This is a genomic window from Accumulibacter sp. (assembly GCF_029255145.1).
In the GTDB taxonomy this organism is placed as follows: domain Bacteria; phylum Pseudomonadota; class Gammaproteobacteria; order Burkholderiales; family Rhodocyclaceae; genus Accumulibacter.
The window spans coordinates 54,087-71,739 of sequence record NZ_JAPUVQ010000145.1 but is presented as its reverse complement, the minus strand read 5'-3'; the positions used below and the strand labels follow the sequence as shown (position 1 = coordinate 71,739).

The following is a 17,653-nucleotide window of genomic DNA, read 5'->3' as shown; positions in this document are numbered from 1 at the left end:
TCAAGCCATCGTCAGCTTGACCAGCACGCCCGGTCGATGGCACATCGGCAGCGGGTTGGACTGGGTATGGAGATCGGTGCCCCGGTCGAACTTGCGCGGCTCCTGCTTGGCGTACAGCGGCTGGCCCAGCGTGTTAGCCGTCTCATTGAAATCGGCTGGCGCGAAGTAGGTGCCGAAGGTGTCGATGGTGCCCAGCGGGAATGCGTGGGCTTCACCGGCAGCGATGAAGCGCCGACTGGTGCCACTGGCATCGGTGGCCTGGCCACGATATTCCTCGAAGGTGACGCCTCCAAAGGTGAAGCCAGCGCGCATATCGTTGATCAGCACGACGCCCTGCTGCCAGTTGGTGAAGGCTTGTTCGACCTTGGCATGGCCCGTGAGCGCATCGAAGAACTCGGGGGAACACAGCACATGGATGCCGGTCATGTACTCGCCCTTGAGGTTGTCCTCCAGGTGGCGCAGCACCTCGGCACACTTTTTCTTGACCTGGGTATTGGCGTTGCCCAGTTCGAAATTCACCGTCGCCGGCGTGATATCAAACTCGTCGTAGAGGTCGTAAATCACCGAACCATCGGCGTCCAGGATCACACCTTTGAGCGCCCCCATGCGCAAGTGCTCCAGGGTGATCGCGTGCTTGTTGCGCATGGTCTCCAGATGGCGTGCCATGACGCCAGCCAGCGATTCCATCTCGGTTTCAGAGCCGAAGGCGCGCAGCCCCTGGACTTCCTCGGGCAACACCACGTCGTCGTGCGGGATGTGGGGAATGACGAAGGAACGGACCTTTCGCTTGGCACGCGTACCGACCGTTCCGGGAGAGCCAGGCGGCATAGACGGCAGCAGGTTGAGCACACCGTTCTGCTCTTCGACCACGATTTGACGGGTACGCACGGGTTTCGCGGGAAAGAGCTTGAGCTCCTCCATGCGGCCGTAGCGATTGGGAATGAGATTGATGGCCGCCGTCATGGATGCCATCGAGAACGCAGGGTTGTGGAAAGGGTTTTGCATGATGGATCTCCCTGGCTTTAAGCGCCGGTGCGCACCAGGACACCCAGTGCTTTGAGTTGAAGGATGGCGGCTTGCTGCTCTTCCGCAGCGATGCCAGCGGGCCACTGGAGCGCGTGATCGGCAACGATGGCGTGACGCGCCACCATCAGGCCGTCGTTTCGATCGGCCAGGTGGGCATCAGCGTCTTGCATCAAGACGCCTGCGGCGTACTGACTGCCATCGGTGGCGGACGGGTCGATCTGCTTGAACTTCCCCGTTGCGGTCACCATGCCGAGGACGGTTCCCAGGGGCAGTGTTTGGCCGGCGGCGACGGTCACGCGATCACGTGAGTACAGATTGGGCGCCTCGTATTTGAGGAGATCACCAAGGTTGAGAGGTTCTTGCAATGCGGGCATTTCAGGCTCCATTCAGATTCATTGAGATCCGAGGCGGCTCTTCACGGCCTGGACCAGGGGGTTGTGGGGTGAGGTCGGATTGCCTGCGTTGGCAGCAGCCACGGCGGCTTGCGGGTCGATGCGACTGACGATCTCGGGCGAAGCGTCGGCCTGCGCCGCGAGCAACTGGTTACGCACTTGGGCCGGGGCTGTTTGGGCTTCAAGGAAACCCGCAATCAGGTCGGTTCGCCCGGCCAGCGTGCAGGTCTGGGCGATTTCCACGGCATCAGCCACGGTCATTGCCGTGGTGGCTGCCGGTTGAGAAGGACTGACAACAGGATCAGTAGCAAGCCGATCAAGTGCAGCGGGGTCGGTTCGATCATTCATAAAAGACTCCATCTGGAGGTTGCGGGAAGAGCCCGAGTGGCTCACCCGGGCCGGATGGCCCGGCTGTGAGGTGTCCAGATTCGGGAGTGAGGAAACAGATTCGAGGAGTTGCACCAGGGCGTCGTCGAAGGTGCCGATGGCATCCGCCAGCCCGATCGCCACGGCGGCTTGCCCGAAGAAAAGGCCAGCCTCGGTGTCGCGCACTGTGGATGGATCGATACCCCGATTGCGGGCCACCGTTTCGACGAACAGGCCGTAGATGCGATTGACCTCGGCCTTGAGGAAGGCGTGGGCTTCGCTGGAAATTGGCTCGTGCGGGTTGAGATCGTTCTTGCGATCACCAGCGAACACGGCGGTGTAGCGAACGCCGTCCTGCACATCCTTCTCGGACTGGTCGACGTGCATGGCGATGACGCCAATCGAGCCAACACCGCCAGTGCGCGAGACGAAGACCTTGCTGGCAGCAGATGCCAGTGCGTAAGCCGCCGAGAAGGCCATGTCGTTGGCCACGGCCCAGACAGGCTTGATCTGGCTTGCTGCACGAATGCGGTCGGCCAGATCGAACACACCACCGGACTCACCACCCGGGGAATCGATGTCGAGCAGAATGGCCGCAACCTCTGGACTGGCCAGCGCCGCATCCAATTGAGCGGCAAGGCCGGCATAGCTGGTCAGGCCGGACTCGGCTTCCAGTCCTACGGTACGGCGCACCAAGGTGCCGTGAATCGGAATGACTGCGATCTTGGGTGTTTGAGCCGGCGCATCACGGGCTGGCGGAGAGAACCCTGCGGGTGTAGCGAGATCGGCTAATCCGACCCTGGGCCCGAGTACAGCCAAGATCACGTCAAGTTTTGGGCGATGGATCGCCAGCGGCACACCGAATAGGCGTGCCGCCAAATGGGGTAGCAATGTCATGGGTGTCCTTCAGACAGGAGGTGCGCTTGTCACTGGATCAATCGGCGCAGCGTTTTTGTTCGGCTCTGCACTACCGCCATCCTTGGATGTGCGACGTGGGTCGGAATCGAAGATCAGTCCCAGGTCGTCGGCGCGCTGGTTGTCGGCCGCTATCTCGCGGTCTACGTCCTCGGCGTCATAGCCAAACGCCGAGATGGCTTCCGAGCGGCTCATCAAGCCCGCACGGATGGCGAGCAACATGGCCTTGAACTCTTTTTCTGGGTCAACCCATTGCCAGCCCTGCGGAATCCACTTGACCTGCAGGTACTGGCGCCGCTTGGCCGCCCCACCTCGGGCAAATCCAGGTGCTTCGATGGCGCCGGCTAGCACCGCCTGCTTGAGCCAGGCAGCCCAGACCGGACGACACAGCTGGTGCACCAGAACGCTGTGCTGGACCATCTCGCAACGGCGCCGGAACTCGAGCAGACCGGCCCGGATGCTGGAGTAGTTCACCCCAGTCAAATCCCCGGTGAGTTGCTCATAGGTCACGCCGATCGCAGCCGCGACCGCCCGGAACTGGTTGCGCAGGAACTCGGAGTACGACCCACCCACATCGGCGGGGTCGGAGAACTTGATGTCCTCCCCAGGCTCCAGGATCTGCAGCGTGCCCGGCTCCAAACCGGCCAAGGCGATCCCGTTGGCGTCGGCCGCGCCTTCGCCCATCAGGTTGTCCTCGGGATTCTGGCGCGTGACGAACCCGGCGAACATGGCTGCGGTTTTTTTGCGGACCAGTTCGGCGTCGTCGTACTGGTCGAGTTCGTTGAGCTTGACCAGGGCGCGCGACAGCCAAGGTTCCCCCCGGATCTGGCCCGGGCGCAGTACGCGGTAGAGATGGATGATCTCTTTGGCGTCGATGCGCACGGTATCCAAGCCCCCCTGGCCGGACATCGGCGCCAGCCGCCCGTCTTCAGGATGGGATTTGTAGAGGTGATAGGCAACGCGCCGCCCCAGACTGTCGAACTCGATACCGGCACGCACCACGTTGCCGGAGGGCAGTTCGGTGTTGAGACTGATCGGTAGGTGCTCTGCTTCGAGCAACTGCAGTTGCAGCGGCACAACCAGACCATCCTCAGGCCGGCGGGGACGCAAACGAATAAAGCATTCGCCCCCTTCGAGCATGGCCCGACATGCCAGCGCTTGCAGACCGTAGAAGTCGGTCTGACCGGCGGCATCGGCCTCTGCAGTCCAATCACGCCACAGTGCCTGCACCTCAGTTTTGAAGCGCTCGTCGCTGGCCAGGCTTTGTGGCTTGATGCCGGTGCCGACTGCATTGGCAACGAAGGCCTCGATGCCCGACTGGGCCCAGGCATTGCGTCGCACCAGGTCGCGGCTCTTGATACGCAGGTCGTTGCTGGTGGCCAGTAGCGCGGCCACCGCCCCGGGGTTGCCGGGCATCCATGCCAGCGAGCGGCGACCACGACCTGCCGCATCGTGGATCGGCGGCTGGCCAAACAGAGTTCGGAGTTTGGAATACCAAGCCATCAGAACCCCTTGGCCGTAGTGACCCGGATCTGGCGAGGGGCACCCGGCCACAGGCCGGTTTCAGCAGCTTGCTGTGCCAGACCGCGTTTGACCTCACGGATGGCCACGGTCAGTTCCTCGATCGAGCGGTACTCAACCGTCTTGTCACCGAAACTCACCCGTCGCTCGCCCTTGGCCAAGGCCGTTTCAAGCGCATGGAGTTGGGATTCTGTGTAGGCCATCAGCGGTACACCACAAAGTTGATTTCGGTGGAATCGTCAAAAGACGCTTGGGCAGTGCCGCACGCGATGTCGACGAACTGTTCGGTTTTGAGGTCCGAGGTCGATCGGACGATGGCGACACGCTGAGTGCCGCTGTTGGTGCTGCTGCGTGCCAAGGCGGTCCAGCAGTAGTTCGCATCAGGCAGCGTCACCGCGAAATGAATGCGGTAGCGGCCCACAGCGGTGCGCACGACGCTGGCGACGTTGTAGGAACTGGCGATCACCACTTGCCCGCCGGCGTAGCCAAAGCTGACCCAAGCCCGGGCAACCCCAGGGTGACTGGCGTCGATCTTGGTTTTGACTTCAAAGCCGATACGACTGGCCAGAGCGGCGACGGCAGAAGCCAGGCTCATCAGACCAAGGCTCCGTCAAAGATGGCGACGAAGTCGGTGTCGGTGTTGCCGACATCGGTGCTGGCGACCGCGCCGATGTTGGTGCGGGCTTGCAGTTGCTCGGCCACAGTCAGCGTCTGTGCCGCATCAAAACGCACCCGCAGATTGACCGCGCTCAGAATGGCGTCCAGGCCCGTGGTGCCGTTCTGCAGCAACTGCTGGATTTCCACCAATGTGTCGTATGCCGCGTCTGCCCCGCCCAGGATGTCGGCCTTCAACGCATCGAGTAGCGCGACGATCTTGTTCGACGAGTAGGTGGTAGTGGTCGCCACTTGGGCGTCATCGATGGCGGTGGCGGTGAGCACGGCCGCCTTGAGTTCATTGATCGCAGCCACCAGGCTGGACTTGTCGACCGTCGACAGGCTGGCCAGGTTGCCGGCAGTGGCGCGGACGTCGTTGAACTCCTGGGCGACCCGGATGACCAGGCTCTCAATACGGGTGGCAAGACTCATGAAAACTCCTCAATGTCAGGACAGCCAGCGGCTCTTGATGACGCGCCGCCGTGATGGGGTTGCAGAAACAGAGAGGCCACCGCTGGTTCTGTGTCCATTGGTGGCCTCGTCTGGGTCGTAGGTTTGAATCGGGGGCGGTTCGTCCGGTGGCCGCTCCAGCCCGAGTTGTCGTTCGAGTTCGCGCCAGTGGCGCTCCTCAAACCGGTCCAGGCCTGCCGCCGACGCGGCCGCCCGGGCGTAAACGTAGCAATCGAGCGCTTCGTTGCGCTCGCGCATCTTTTGCCACTCGCGCACCGGGAAACCGTTGCGGTCGCGGCGGGTGATCAGTTGCTCGGCGCAGAGCTGCTGGATGAATTCGGCGTCGATCTTGGGCAGGTGGACATAACCGGTCGGATACACCGTGGTCACATCGTCCTCGCTTACGTCCGCGCTCTTGCGCAGGTTGTTGTAGAACTCCAGCTTGGCGATGCCAACCGCCACCGTGAACACCTTGATGCCCCGGCGCAGCTTCTTGCCGCCCTGCGAAACATCGATGGCGGTGGGTGTGCCAATCAGGGCTGCGCCGCGCGGCACGCCCTTCACGGCCATCACGCGCGGATCGCGGCAAGCCCGCACGAAGGCGTAGGCCTCCTGCGTGGCAAAGCCGGTGTCCAGCGCAAAGCGGACCAGAGGCATCGACGCACCCGACTCATGCGTCCAGGTGTCGGCCAGCATTTCTCCGAGTCGTTTCCAGACCGCGTCGCGTGCGGTATCACCCATCAGCACTCGATGCTCGACCAACCAGGACTCCTTGCCGCGTCCGAAGGCCCAGACCGATGCCTCGATGCGATCCTTCTGAACGTCGGCCGCGCCGACCAGGAGGAGACCGCCTTGGGGCACGGTGCCGATGCGGTACTCCTCGCGGCGCTCGACCAGCCGTTGCCAGTCGGGCGCTTCGCCTTCCTCAACCCAAGTCTCGCCCAGTTCGGTGTTCTTGAAAGTCTTGATGGCTGCGGCCGATCCCGACTCTTTGTTGACGGCGCTTTCCCAAGCGGTCGCAATATCACGCCAGGAGCGCCAGCCCACCGGGCTGTACAGCGACGACAGGTGAAATCCCGCCGTGCGCATCCCACCATCCTCGACCATCGATCGCCACTCACCGTGCTCCAGCATCCACGTCTTGTGGTGTTCGGCAATCGCGGTGTCGCACGACTCGCAGATGTAGGCTGCGGTTTCTGGCTGACCCTTATCCCACCGCAATTGCTCAAAGCGCAGCCACTGGCGGTGCGAGCAATGTGGGCAGGGCACGAAGTAGCGGCGCTGGTCGCTGGCCTCGTACTCGCGCTCGATCGCCGAAGCCCCAGAGATGGTGGGCGTCGAGACAATGAAGATCTTGCGCCGCGCGAAGGTGCGGGTACGCGCCTCGGCCAGCGAAATCGCATCACCTTCGCCCTCGACGTCCAGCGGATAGCCATCGACCTCGTCGAGAAACAGGTAGCGCACCGGCATCGAGCGCAGGCCCACTGCGCTGTTGGCCCCGGTCATGACCAGCACGCCGCCACGGAACTCCTTGGCCAGGATGGTGTTGCCTGAATCCCGGCTGCGCGCCGGCGCAATCAGTTCGGCCAGTGCAGACGACTCCTCGATCAACGGGTCGATCCGCTGCTTGGAGTTGCGCTTGGCCATCTCGACTGTTGGCCAGACCGCCATCATCGGGCCTGGCGCATGGTGGATCACGTAGCCGATCCAGTTGCTTCCCATCTCAGTCGCACCGAGTTGCGCGGCCTTCATGAACACCACGCGCTCGACCGGCGAGGTCGGCGACAAGCAGTCCATGATCGCCTTCAGGTACGGCGTGCGGCTGGTGCGCCAGCGCCCTGGCTCGGCGGACGCCTTGCTGGAGAGCATCCGGTGGCGATCTGACCATTCCGACACCGTGAGTAGCGGGTCTGGCGTCAGCCCCTCGCGCCACGCGCGCTCAATTTCGGCTGCGCCTTCGTAATCTTCCATCATCAGTCCACGCGCGGACGCAGTTCGCCCAGTTCGATCAGGTGCTCACGCACGGCGGCCTCGAGCGCGACGTGCATCTGGTGCGCGTCGATGCCGAGCTTTGAGGCCATCTGTCCGGAGATGCGTGCTGGCCAGTTGAGCCAGGCATCGCGCTCGACCCGGGCCAGCTTGAAGACGTGGGCCACGGCCTGCGCCCGATCCACCAGTTCCTTCTTTCGATGTGCCAACTCCACCTTGTTGAGCTGGGCCTTCAGCACTTCGTTGACGGTGCGCGCCTGCAACAGCGACGTACCACCCGCTGACAGCGGGGGCGAACTGGGCTCTGAGGCCTCGCGTTGCGGTACGCCTTCAGCAGCCACAGGTGCGGGCCGCACTTTCGCAGTGCTGACTTTCACCTGCTCAGCAGCTTTGCGCGGCTGCAATGTGTTTTGTGCCCACTGGGCGTCCGCCGCGTCCGGATCAATCGTGCCGTCAGGCAGCGGCGTGATCCGTCCGGTGTCGATGGCCTTTTTCACGGCCACGTGCGACACGCCACGGTGGCGCGCGTAGGCGCGAATCGAGAGTCCCATCGTCACCTTCACTCATTTGTTCGTCATTTCCGCAGATTGAGCTTGGCTTCCATCGGGAACAGCGCGTTCATCACGTCATGCCAATCACAACCCTGAAAGGGGCACGCCATGAACCAGATCGACACCATCCTCACCCTGATCGCCCAGAAGCACCTCGGCATCGAAACCCTGCAGACCCGCAACGCTGATGGCCTGGACTTCCACGACACAGCGGTCTGGTGCATCAAGGACGCGCTGGAGGCTGCCTTCAAGGCTGGCATTGAACTGGGCGAATCGAAGCGCAAAGCCACGAAATCGCAGATTGCTAAGGACTGATCGGAAGCCAACGACTGCAAGCAGAAAACGCTTGGCTTCACTCCCGAACAGCGCGTTCATCACATCGTCATCACCACCCCGAAGGAGCAGCAAATGACCACCACCAACCTGACCCCTGCCCAGCACGCCATCCTTGCCTACGCCATCAACCACACCGCCGGCAAGATCGACTGGTTCCCCGACAACATCAAAGGCGGCGCGCGCAAGAAGGTGCTCGACGGCTTGTTCAACCGTGCCCTGATCACCACCAACGGCAGCGACTGGTTTGTCGCAGCGGAGGGCTACGACGCCTTGGGTGTTGCGCGCCCGGCGCCCACGTTTGAGCCTGAGATCGCAGCAGCACCATTGGTCGCAGATCCCGAGTTGGAAGCCAACGTGGCCGCGTGTGAGGCCGAGTGGGCCAAAGACAATGCGCATGAGCATGCAAAGCCACGCACACGCGAAAACAGCAAGCAGGCCGAAGTGATCCGGATGCTGCAACGCCCCGAGGGCGCAACCATCGGCCAGATCTGCATCGCCACTGGCTGGCAGGCACATACGGTGCGCGGCACCTTTGCCGGAGCCTTCAAGAAAAAGCTCGGCCTGAACATCGTCTCGGACAAGCCGCAGGGTGGTGAGCGGATCTACCGTATCGCATGACCAGAAAGATCCAGAAAGAGGCCAAGCGACGCTTGGCTTCCGGCTTGAACAGCGCGTTCATGTGGGTGTCGTGATTGACGACGCCAAACAAGGAAAACCGCAATGAGCACCATGACCATCACCATCGAACGCACCCCGCGCACCCTGCAGTTCGGCGACACCACCCTCCAGGTTGAGGAGTTGAGCGTCCGCCTGCCGTTTGCCCGCAAGCCGGCCGACCTCAGCGAACTGGGTGGAAGCGACCCCCACAAGATCTACGTCACCGAGACCAAGGAACTGACCACCGCCGAGTTCGATGCCTTTGCAGGAAGCCTGTTGGCCTCACGCGACTGGCTGCGCGGCAAGGGGGGCGGCACCGGCGACGGCTACTTCTGCGTCGAGGTCACAGCACCCGGTCGCCCCTACCTCTACGTCAATCCGGAAGGTGGAGATTACGCTCGCTACGTGGCCCGTTTGGGCTGATCAAATTGATCGAAAAAGAGGCCAAGAACAGCTTGGCTTCTCCATCGAACAGCGCGTTACTACGGGTGTCGCAACGATCAACCCCTAGGAGAAACCACCATGACGAACAGCCAGATCCCCGCCACCCAGAACGAAGCCTGGGGCTTTTGGGGCACGATGAACGAACACGCCAGCGCCGCCTGGCCCCTGGCCATGGGCGCCATCTCGGACGCTACCCACCAGCCCATGGAGTCGGTGCGAACTTTTCTGGACAGCCGCCATGGCCGCCACTTCGCCGACGACGTCCAGAATGGGCTTTACGAGGGCAAGGCCCTGGCGGAAGCCGTCAACACCGCCACCCAACGCTGGATGGGCTGGACGATTGGCCGCCAGACCAGCAAGCAATACGGCATCCCGCGCGGCTTGCCTTACCTGACGGGCTTTGTGATTCACTGCGAAATCGTCGAGGAATCGCTGGCCGCCTGATCGAACACCGCGCCATCCGCCTCGCGGGTGGCCTGCTTGTCGGTGAAGTCCTCCCACCGGCGCACGATCACATCCACGTACTTCGGGTCGAGTTCGATCAGCCGCGCGACACGGCCTGACTTTTCCGCCGCGATCAGCGTCGTGCCGGAACCGCCGAAGGGATCGAGCACCACGTTGCCGGGGCGGCTCGAATTGCGAATCGCGCGCTCGACCAACTCCACCGGCTTCATCGTCGGGTGCAGGTCGTTCTTCTGCGGCTTCTTGATGTTCCAGACGTCGCCCTGGTCGCGGTCACCACACCAGTGACGCGTCGCCCCTTCGGGCCATCCGTAGAGGATCGGCTCGTACTGGCGCTGGTAGTCGGCGCGCCCCAGGGTGAAGGTGTTCTTGGCCCAGATGATGAAGGTCGACCACTTGCCACCGGCAGCGCGAAAGGCGGCCTGCAGCACATCCAGTTCGCTGGAGGACATCGCCACGTAGATACCGCCCCGGCAATGGGCCACGGTGGGCGTCAGTGCCGCCAGCAGGAAGTCGTAGAAGCCTTCACCCAGGTTGTCGTTCAGGATCGCGCGATCCTTGCCGCGCATCTTGTCCTTGGCGCTGTTGGCATAGTTCACGTTGTACGGCGGGTCGGTGAAGACCATGTCCGCCACTTCGCCTTGCATCAGTAGGTCGAAGCTCTCGGCCACGGTCGAGTCGCCGCACAGCAGCCGGTGCTGGCCCATGATCCAGACATCGCCTGGGCGCGAGATCGGCGTCTCGCTGACTTCGGGCACCGCATCCTCATCGGTCTCGCCCTCGTTGTCCGGCTCGTCGCCCGCGATCAGTTCGGCCAGTGCGTCGGCGTCAAAGCCGGTGATGTCCAGATCGAAGCCTTCGAGCTGCAAGGCTTCCAGTTCGATCCTCAGCATCGCGTCGTCCCAACCCGCGGTTTCGGCGATGCGGTTGTCCGCAATGACCAGGGCCCTGCGCTGCGTCGGACTCAGATGATCCAGTACGACGACCGGCACACGTTCCAGCCCCAGCTTCTGGGCCGCGGCCAGCCGACCGTGGCCAGCGACGATGATGCCGTCGCTGCCCGCCAGGATCGGATTGGTGAATCCGAACTCGGCGATGCTGGCGGCGATCTGGGCTACCTGCTCCTCGGAATGGGTGCGCGCGTTGCGAGCGTAGGGCAGCAGCTTGGCGGTCGGCCACTGTTCGATCTTGTCGGCCAGCCAGTTCATGCCACCACCTCGGCATCGAGGGTGGTGGCGCGCTCAGCGGCGACCTGCTCGAAGGAATGACCGGTGGCGATCAATGTGACCGGCACGCCGGGGTGGTTCTGCTGGAAGCGCTTGATGGCCACGTCCACGTACTCCGGCGCGATCTCCACGCTTCGGCAGATCCGACCGGTGCGCTCGGCCGCCAGCATCGTTGTGCCGCTGCCGCCGAAGGGTTCGAACACGATGTCGCCCGCGTCGGTGTAGGACTCGATCACGAACTCCGGCAGCGCCACCGGGAACACGGCCGGGTGGTCGATGTCCTGCCCGATCTTGCCCTTGTGACGCATCACGCGGATCACCGAGTCGGGGATACGGGTGTCTTGCGTCGGCTGCCCCTTGTGCGTCCATCCGCCCACCTCGCCATCCTTACCGCGCATGGCGGTGGATGACCCATCGGCACGCAGGTGGGACTCCTGGCCCGCATGCTTGCAAGGGACGATCTTGTTGGGCTTGCGGCTTTCACGATTGAAGTGAAAGACGAACTCAAAGCTCGGGGCCAGTCGGCCCTGCCAGTCGCCAGGCATGCCCGGCCCCTGGTCCCACACGTACCAGGCAAAGCGCCGCCAGCCTTGGCTGCGCATCCACTCGAGCCACGCGTCCCAATACGGGATGAACTCGTTGTCGCGGTGGATCAACCCGAGGTTGACCAGCACCTGGCCATCGGCGGCCATGGGCAATTGGTGGAACACGCCGCGCATCAGGCCGTCCCAGTCGGCGATGCCGCCAGAGGTGTAGTCGCGCTGGTTGCCGTAGGGCGGCGAAGTGAAGCACAGGCGCGAGACTTCACCCTGCATCAGCGCAGCGACCACGTCCCGGTCGGTGGCGTCACCACAGACCAGGCGGTGCGGGCCAATCGCCCACACATCGCCGGGGCGGGACACCGCCACGATGGGTGCTTCTGGCACGTCGTCAGCAGCGTCCGGCTCCTCGGCGTCGGGCGCCGGGACAGAATCTTCGTCGATCACCTCATCGGTCAGCAGTGCTTCGATTTCGGCATCATCGAACCCGGTCAGGGCCAGGTCATACCCTGCATCGGACAGTTCAGCCAGCTCCAGTGCCAGCATCTCTTCGTCCCATCCGGCATCCAGTGCCAGCCGGTTATCAGCGATGACCAGTGCCCGCTTCTGCGCGACAGTCAGATGAGCCAACTCGATCACCGGCACCTGATCCAGCCCGAGCTTGCGAGCGGCGGCCAAACGACCGTGCCCGGCAATGATGCCGTTGTCGCCATCGACCAGGATCGGGTTCGTCCAGCCGTACTCGACGATGCTGGCCGCGATCTTGGCAATCTGGCTCTCGGCGTGCGTGCGCGGATTGCGGGCGTAGGGAATCAGCGCCTCGACCTTGCGGTACTCGACGTTGAGCTTGTTCAAAGTGGATTTCCCAAAAACGAAACCCGCCGAGCGCTGCCGCTGGGCGGGTTGGTTGAATCATGAGTCCGCAGGGGTGGTAACTGCACACTGGCGGGTGGTAACCGAGGCCGGTAACCTGGCCGGGTGGTAACCTTGCCCGCACCCTGACGCTAAAAAAGCGTCGCGCTCGCGCCCCCCGCATTGGATTTTGGCGAGGAAGGACCCCTTTTGCCTGGGCCCTCCCTCTCGGTCACGCATCTTTCGCGACCATAGCCGTCACTGTATGCCCAATCGACTGGTTTTGTTGCATCAGCAAAAACCGCTCTGTGCCTTGGGTCACCGCGCAAGGCAGCCCATCCGCGCCAAATCACGTCAAATTCCTACGCGATCACGTCCGCATTAAGCTGGTCGGCCACCGTCTGAAGTGCCCGCTGCCAACGCCGCCACGCGGTCGTCCGGTCGCAGGCGAAGCGGATGGTGATTTCCCTCCAGCCGTAGCGCTTAGCCCGCATCCAGACCAGATGGCGCTGCTCGACCTCCAGCCATTGCACCCAGCGCATTGTCTCGAGCATCTTGTCGATGTCCTCTGGGCTCGGTGGGAAGGGTCGAAACGTCTTCTCATCTGCAGCAAAGGCTTCCCACTCGGTACGGACAAACGCAGGCCAGCAGTTGAAGTAGCCCTGCACACGCACAGGAGGCAAGCGACGACCTGTGGTGGCGGCGTCCTCAAAGCGTGCGGCCACGTCCTCCATCGTCCACTGGGTTCGATTAGTCATGACGTTGCCCTCCGTACAGTCGTTTGCCGATGCGGCGCACGAACTCCCTCTCAAGGAAGTCCAGACGCTCATCCGACGCATTGACCACAAGGATCTCCTGCTCGCGCCAGCCTCGTTCCTTGATCGCGTCCAGATCCATGGCTTGCGGCTGCAGACGGCCGAGGGGGCAGCGGTATTGGGGTGTTGGCACCTTCATGTCACACCTCCTGCGTCTCGATGGCCCAATGCAGGATGGCCAAGGCGTCGGCTTCGTTATCGTCACTTGGGCTGTGACCGCGTTGCCTAACTGCCAGGATCATCTCGTCCTTGCCTGCGTTGCCTTTGCCGGTCGCGTGCTTTTTGATCGTCCCCACCGGTACGCCCTGGTACGGAATGTTGTGGCTTTCGCACCAAGCCGTGAGGTGGCCCATAAAGCCACCATAGGCGTGCGCGGCGTCCACCCCAGCGTGGCGACGGACTTCCTCGAAGTACACCGCGTTGATGTGGTCACAGGCAGTGAGCAGTTCAGCCAGCCAGCGCTTGAAACGCAGGAAGCGCATTCCGCCACCTTCAAAGCGCTGCGGCTTGAATTGCTCGGTGCCACTCGTGATCGTCCCGTCTGTGTCCAGCAACGCCCAGCCAGTACGGGTGCCCAGATCGAGGGCCAGAATCGTCGTATTCATCTCTTGCTCCATTTCTGGGGCCAGTGACGGATCTGACGGGTTTGCCGGATATCTCCTTATCGTGTGCGTACGCGCACGCGTAAGGGGTTAATCAGTAGACCTGTCAAATCCGTCACTCGACCCCGCATCAGTCGTCTCGGTAGGGATAGCCGCCCCCGTAAGGCTTCGGACGCAGGCTGATACCCGCCAGCGCCCGCGCACCTCCGGTCAAACGGCACTTGTCGAATTTGCGAGTGGCCATGAGTTCAGCGAAACGCTTGACCGAACCGACGTACTCGCCGGCCCGTTCCGCCCACTCGCGCCAGTCGGTGAACAGCTCGGATACGCCTTCGCGGTGGCTCTTTGAGAGGAGGCAGCGCTCCTCAATCCACTGACCCAGTGCGTCCTCGGCCTCGAAGTACTCCTCGGTGGCCGACACGACACACGCTGGTGGGCGCAAGCCGTCGCGCTGCCAGGCCAGGCAACCATCGACCGCCCACGCCAGGATTCCGTCGCGCTCGGCCAGCAACCGTTCGGTTAGTTGGCCATCGCGCTTCTCGGGCGGCACCGTCACCGTGAACGGGATCAGGTGCAGACGGCGCTTCATGGCTTCGTCGACGTTGCGGATCGAGGGCTTGTGGTTGCCGGCGATCACCAACTTGAACTGCGGGATGTACTCGAAAAAGTCCTGGCGCATGAAGCGCGCGGAGACCTTGTCGCCACCGGTGATGGCTTTGACCTTGGACTCGTTCCAGCGCCGGCCCTGCTCCGTCTCGATGGAGGCCACGAACCGCGCCCCCCGCAGGCCCGCCAGGTCAGTGGGATGCCGGTCTCCCCGCGCCTCCATGAAGGTATCCATGGGGGCACTGGTGGCGTAGTCGCCAAGGATCGTGGCCAGCGTGTTCACGAACACCGACTTGCCGTTGGCGCCGGTGCCGTACAGGAAGAACAGCGCATGAGCACTGGTCGCACCAGTCAGGCAGTAGCCGACCATGCGCTGCAGGTAGACCTGCAAGTCCTTATCGCCACCAGTCACGTCATCCAGGAACGAGCGCCAGCGCGGGCAGTCTCCACGGGGCGTGGCTGTCGCCAATTTGGTCATCCTGTCAGCGCGATCGTGAGCACGCAGACGCCCTGTGCGGAGATCGACCACCCCACCTGGGGCGTTCAGGGCGAAGAGGTCCGAATCCCACTCGTCTGAGGTTGAAGAGTGCCGACGGTCGGAGCGCGCCAACCGATCCACACCCCCGACCGTTCCGCTCGCCAAGAGCTTCGCTGCCAGTCGATGCGATTCGACCTTGAGCGCTGCCTCCCGGCAAATCGAGCGAATCAGGTGGTGCGACAGCAGAGTCTCATCGGGCTGCCAGCGGCTGCCGGTCCACACCAGCCATTTGCCCCACGCCGCGCAGTACCGCCAGTCGTCGGCGTAGCGGGAAGTGAACGACAAAGCCAAGGCATCGTCCGTCGCCCACACCGTGGCTTCCTGCGTCCGCGCGGTGTTCAGCGGCTTGATGCACATGCGCGGGCCAGAGGCGATGAACCCTTGGATGTCGAATCCCTCGCCAATGGCATCGGCAGCGTCCCAGCCGTCCGGCTTGTCGTCCGGTGGCAGCAGCACGTCGCAGGACGCTGCGCCAGCCGTCAGGACGGCCTGCGCGGCTGACATGGCGTACTCCCAGCCTGGCTTGTCCCGGTCGGGCCAAACCAAGACGGCCTTGCCTTGAAGCGGCGTCCAGTCGGTCTTGTCCACGGGTGCATTGGCACCATGCATCGCTGTGGTCGCCACCACGCCTGCACCGATCAGTGCCTGCGCGCACTTCTCGCCTTCGGTCAAGACGACCGTGTTGGCCGCCACCATCCCGGGCTGGTTGTACAGGGGGCGAGGCTCGGGCGGTGCCATCTTGCGACGCTTGGCATCCCAGGGCCGGAACTCCTTCTTGCGCCCGGGCGGGTCGTAGCGGTAGACGACCGCGATCAGTTGCCCTGCGGCATCGAGGTAGTCCCACTTGGCGGTGGCCGGGCCGAGGTCATCGACAGGCGCTTCCTTCTTTACCTTGCGTGCGGGCATAGCAGGTACATGCCCGACAAGATCACCGGCATGCTGCAACACCTTCGGAAAATCGTGCAGCACATCGACGCCGAGATAGGCAGCAATGAGATCGAAGATGTCACCGCCATCGCCTGTCGCGCGATCGGTCCACAAGCCCGCCTTCTCGCCGTCGAGCACCACCTCGAGGCTGTCGCCCGGGCTGCCCAGCACATCGCCGATCAGGAACTTGCCCCGGCGCTTCTTGCCAGCCGGGAACAAGGTGAAGAGCACGGACTCCAGTCGCGCCAACAGGTCGGAGCGCACGGCATCGCGCTGTGCGCCGATATCCATGGCTGCTTCAGCGGGATCGTCGTTGAAATCAAGCATCGACGACCTCCTGACTGCTCGTTGTGGCTGCGGCTTGCTGGGACTCCATCCACACCATCAGTTCGCCCAGTTTGAATCGCAGGAGCTTGCCTACCCGGTAATGCGGAACCTGGAGACGATCGCGTTCCTTCGGATGGGTGAGCAGGTACATCTGCAGGTTCAGGCAATGCGCTGCCTCACGCGCATCGACCAATCGCTCACGCAGAACATCATTCACGGTGCAGTTCGTCATGCTGCGGCCCTCCAGCACCGGTCCTGCCAGGCGCACATGCGGCACTCGAAGTGCGTGGGGTCGTGGAATCCACGCGCCAACAACTCGCCCGCTTCGGTTGCAGATATCACCCGCAGACCGCGATCGGACATGCGCTGCGCCAGCGCCGCATCGAAGGGAACCAACTCGGTGTAGATCTCCATCGTGTCGGCGTTGATCGCCGTGAAGATCGCCGGGTGTTCGTGCAATTGCAGGTAGGCCTGATAAAGCACGACTTGCGCGTGGTAGATCGGCTTGGACACGGCCAGTCGGTTCTTTTCCAAGTCGCGCCAGGACTTCGATCCCAGGCACTTGTTTTCCCACAGTGCCGGGTATCCGAAGCCATCAGGACCACCGACGATCACGCCGTCGATGTGGCCCCGCAGACGACCGTCAACAGCGGAAAAACCAAACTGATCACCGTCGGCCTTGCGCGTGCGCAGGTCAAAGCCTGCGGCCCGCAGCCACGTGACCATGCAATCCTCCATCACATGGCCACGCTCGAAGATGCGCAGGATGCGTCCCTCGGTTTCGCGGCCCGGATCGACCGGTGCTTGGGCGAGCTCGTACTGCAGCGCACGCTCGCACGCCGCTCCCAGACGCGAGGCGCCGAGATACTGACGCGGCGTCTGTGTCGAACGCGTCTGCTGAAGACCAGCATCCACCAGCGCGGAGACCTGGCCGGAGACGCTCGAAGAGGAGTTGAAATCGATCATGGCTTCGCTCCCTTCGGCTCTTCCCACGGCAAGTCGTCCTCCAGATCGGCGAACGGGTTGGCCATGGGGTCGGGCGTGGATGCCAAGCCCCGCACGGGCGGGAACTTGGTTTCCTCGTGGTGTTCAACCATCGCATCGGTGTAGCAGGTGACGATTGCGTCAATGACCTGGAGGGCCTCCGCTTCGGAGTACTGCCCCAGGGGCTTGTCGAAACCAATCTCACCAGCTGCCTCGCCGAAGGACTTGAGGCATTTGCGCATCGCTGCGCGTTCAACATCAGAGGGATCGATCACTTTGACCTCCTTGATGTCCTTCATGCCGTCCTTCACGCGCGCCCAGTTGCCATAGAGCGCGTGAAACGCATCCTGACAACGGCGCGAACAGAAAACCCAGTCGATCGGGTAGCGCTCGGGTTTGCCGATGCCACGACGGTTGTCCGTATGGCCGTACCCCCGAGCCTGTCGTTTGCAGACCCAGCATTTCACGCATCCC

At 63.1% G+C, this 17,653-nt stretch carries 22 protein-coding genes; 4 read left to right on the top strand and 18 right to left on the bottom strand.

What is annotated here, in order from left to right; genetic code table 11:
* The 9 genes from Q1L50_RS18340 to Q1L50_RS18300 are packed head-to-tail and all read right to left on the bottom strand — an operon-like array spanning position 1 to position 7,864.
* Positions 1 to 1,005 carry a major capsid protein gene (locus Q1L50_RS18340; RefSeq protein WP_300341553.1) on the bottom strand — a complete coding sequence of 335 codons (1,005 nt, stop codon included), beginning with the start codon at positions 1,003 to 1,005 and terminating at the stop codon, positions 1 to 3.
* Positions 1,006 to 1,022: 17 nt separating this feature from the next.
* Positions 1,023 to 1,400, bottom strand: coding sequence for a head decoration protein (locus Q1L50_RS18335; protein ID WP_300341551.1), 378 nt, complete (start codon positions 1,398 to 1,400; stop codon positions 1,023 to 1,025).
* 18 nt (positions 1,401 to 1,418) lie between these two features.
* Positions 1,419 to 2,681 carry a S49 family peptidase gene (locus Q1L50_RS18330; protein ID WP_300341550.1) on the bottom strand — a complete coding sequence of 421 codons (1,263 nt, stop codon included), beginning with the start codon at positions 2,679 to 2,681 and terminating at the stop codon, positions 1,419 to 1,421.
* Positions 2,682 to 2,690: 9 nt separating this feature from the next.
* Entirely contained in the window at positions 2,691 to 4,202 is a 1,512-nt protein-coding gene (locus tag Q1L50_RS18325; protein ID WP_300341549.1) for a phage portal protein, read from the bottom strand.
* Positions 4,202 to 4,423 (bottom strand): hypothetical protein, encoded by a 222-nt coding sequence (locus Q1L50_RS18320; protein WP_053842360.1) that lies wholly within the window; start codon positions 4,421 to 4,423, stop codon positions 4,202 to 4,204. Before Q1L50_RS18320 ends, Q1L50_RS18325 begins: the two co-directional genes overlap by 1 nt.
* Positions 4,423 to 4,815 carry a hypothetical protein gene (locus tag Q1L50_RS18315; protein ID WP_300341548.1) on the bottom strand — a complete coding sequence of 131 codons (393 nt, stop codon included), beginning with the start codon at positions 4,813 to 4,815 and terminating at the stop codon, positions 4,423 to 4,425. The genes Q1L50_RS18320 and Q1L50_RS18315 overlap by 1 nt, the downstream gene beginning before the upstream one ends.
* A complete protein-coding gene (locus Q1L50_RS18310) occupies positions 4,815 to 5,306 on the bottom strand; it encodes a hypothetical protein (RefSeq protein ID WP_300341547.1) in 492 nt (163 codons plus the stop codon). Before Q1L50_RS18310 ends, Q1L50_RS18315 begins: the two co-directional genes overlap by 1 nt.
* A gap of 15 nt (positions 5,307 to 5,321) precedes the next feature.
* A complete protein-coding gene (locus Q1L50_RS18305; protein ID WP_300341546.1) occupies positions 5,322 to 7,298 on the bottom strand; it encodes a phage terminase large subunit family protein in 1,977 nt (658 codons plus the stop codon).
* Positions 7,298 to 7,864 (bottom strand): elements of external origin, encoded by a 567-nt coding sequence (locus Q1L50_RS18300; protein ID WP_300341647.1) that lies wholly within the window; start codon positions 7,862 to 7,864, stop codon positions 7,298 to 7,300. Before Q1L50_RS18300 ends, Q1L50_RS18305 begins: the two co-directional genes overlap by 1 nt.
* A gap of 108 nt (positions 7,865 to 7,972) precedes the next feature.
* On the opposite strand from Q1L50_RS18300, the gene Q1L50_RS18295 reads away from it, so the two are divergent.
* From Q1L50_RS18295 to Q1L50_RS18280, 4 genes are all read left to right on the top strand, one after another.
* Positions 7,973 to 8,179: a hypothetical protein gene (locus Q1L50_RS18295; protein WP_300341545.1), complete on the top strand. Its 207-nt coding sequence runs from the start codon at positions 7,973 to 7,975 to the stop codon at positions 8,177 to 8,179.
* Between the two features lie 93 nt (positions 8,180 to 8,272).
* Positions 8,273 to 8,818 carry a DUF3489 domain-containing protein gene (locus tag Q1L50_RS18290; RefSeq protein ID WP_300341544.1) on the top strand — a complete coding sequence of 182 codons (546 nt, stop codon included), beginning with the start codon at positions 8,273 to 8,275 and terminating at the stop codon, positions 8,816 to 8,818.
* Between the two features lie 102 nt (positions 8,819 to 8,920).
* On the top strand, positions 8,921 to 9,280 hold the full coding sequence (locus Q1L50_RS18285) for a hypothetical protein (RefSeq protein WP_300341543.1): 360 nt from the start codon (positions 8,921 to 8,923) through the stop codon (positions 9,278 to 9,280).
* A gap of 99 nt (positions 9,281 to 9,379) precedes the next feature.
* Positions 9,380 to 9,745, top strand: coding sequence for a hypothetical protein (locus Q1L50_RS18280; RefSeq protein ID WP_300341542.1), 366 nt, complete (start codon positions 9,380 to 9,382; stop codon positions 9,743 to 9,745).
* Here Q1L50_RS18280 and Q1L50_RS18275 read toward each other — a convergent pair.
* The 9 genes from Q1L50_RS18275 to Q1L50_RS18235 form a co-directional block, all read right to left on the bottom strand.
* Positions 9,709 to 10,971, bottom strand: coding sequence for a site-specific DNA-methyltransferase (locus Q1L50_RS18275; RefSeq protein ID WP_300341541.1), 1,263 nt, complete (start codon positions 10,969 to 10,971; stop codon positions 9,709 to 9,711). The genes Q1L50_RS18280 and Q1L50_RS18275 overlap by 37 nt on opposite strands.
* Positions 10,968 to 12,383: a site-specific DNA-methyltransferase gene (locus Q1L50_RS18270; RefSeq protein WP_300341540.1), complete on the bottom strand. Its 1,416-nt coding sequence runs from the start codon at positions 12,381 to 12,383 to the stop codon at positions 10,968 to 10,970. Before Q1L50_RS18270 ends, Q1L50_RS18275 begins: the two co-directional genes overlap by 4 nt.
* Before the next feature lie 359 nt (positions 12,384 to 12,742).
* Entirely contained in the window at positions 12,743 to 13,138 is a 396-nt protein-coding gene (locus Q1L50_RS18265) for a DUF6362 family protein (protein WP_300341539.1), read from the bottom strand.
* Positions 13,131 to 13,334 carry a hypothetical protein gene (locus tag Q1L50_RS18260; RefSeq protein ID WP_300341538.1) on the bottom strand — a complete coding sequence of 68 codons (204 nt, stop codon included), beginning with the start codon at positions 13,332 to 13,334 and terminating at the stop codon, positions 13,131 to 13,133. Before Q1L50_RS18260 ends, Q1L50_RS18265 begins: the two co-directional genes overlap by 8 nt.
* Position 13,335: 1 nt before the next feature.
* Positions 13,336 to 13,800 (bottom strand): hypothetical protein, encoded by a 465-nt coding sequence (locus Q1L50_RS18255; protein WP_300341537.1) that lies wholly within the window; start codon positions 13,798 to 13,800, stop codon positions 13,336 to 13,338.
* A 127-nt stretch (positions 13,801 to 13,927) separates the two neighbouring features.
* Positions 13,928 to 16,195: a phage/plasmid primase, P4 family gene (locus Q1L50_RS18250; RefSeq protein WP_300341536.1), complete on the bottom strand. Its 2,268-nt coding sequence runs from the start codon at positions 16,193 to 16,195 to the stop codon at positions 13,928 to 13,930.
* Entirely contained in the window at positions 16,188 to 16,427 is a 240-nt protein-coding gene (locus Q1L50_RS18245) for a DNA-binding protein (RefSeq protein ID WP_300341535.1), read from the bottom strand. The genes Q1L50_RS18250 and Q1L50_RS18245 overlap by 8 nt, the downstream gene beginning before the upstream one ends.
* Positions 16,424 to 17,161, bottom strand: coding sequence for a PD-(D/E)XK nuclease family protein (locus Q1L50_RS18240; protein ID WP_300341534.1), 738 nt, complete (start codon positions 17,159 to 17,161; stop codon positions 16,424 to 16,426). The genes Q1L50_RS18245 and Q1L50_RS18240 overlap by 4 nt, the downstream gene beginning before the upstream one ends.
* The gene (locus Q1L50_RS18235; protein WP_300341533.1) at positions 17,158 to 17,646 is read right to left on the bottom strand and encodes a DUF6511 domain-containing protein; all 489 of its coding nucleotides are present in this window, start codon (positions 17,644 to 17,646) and stop codon (positions 17,158 to 17,160) included. Before Q1L50_RS18235 ends, Q1L50_RS18240 begins: the two co-directional genes overlap by 4 nt.
* Positions 17,647 to 17,653 lie beyond the last annotated feature (7 nt).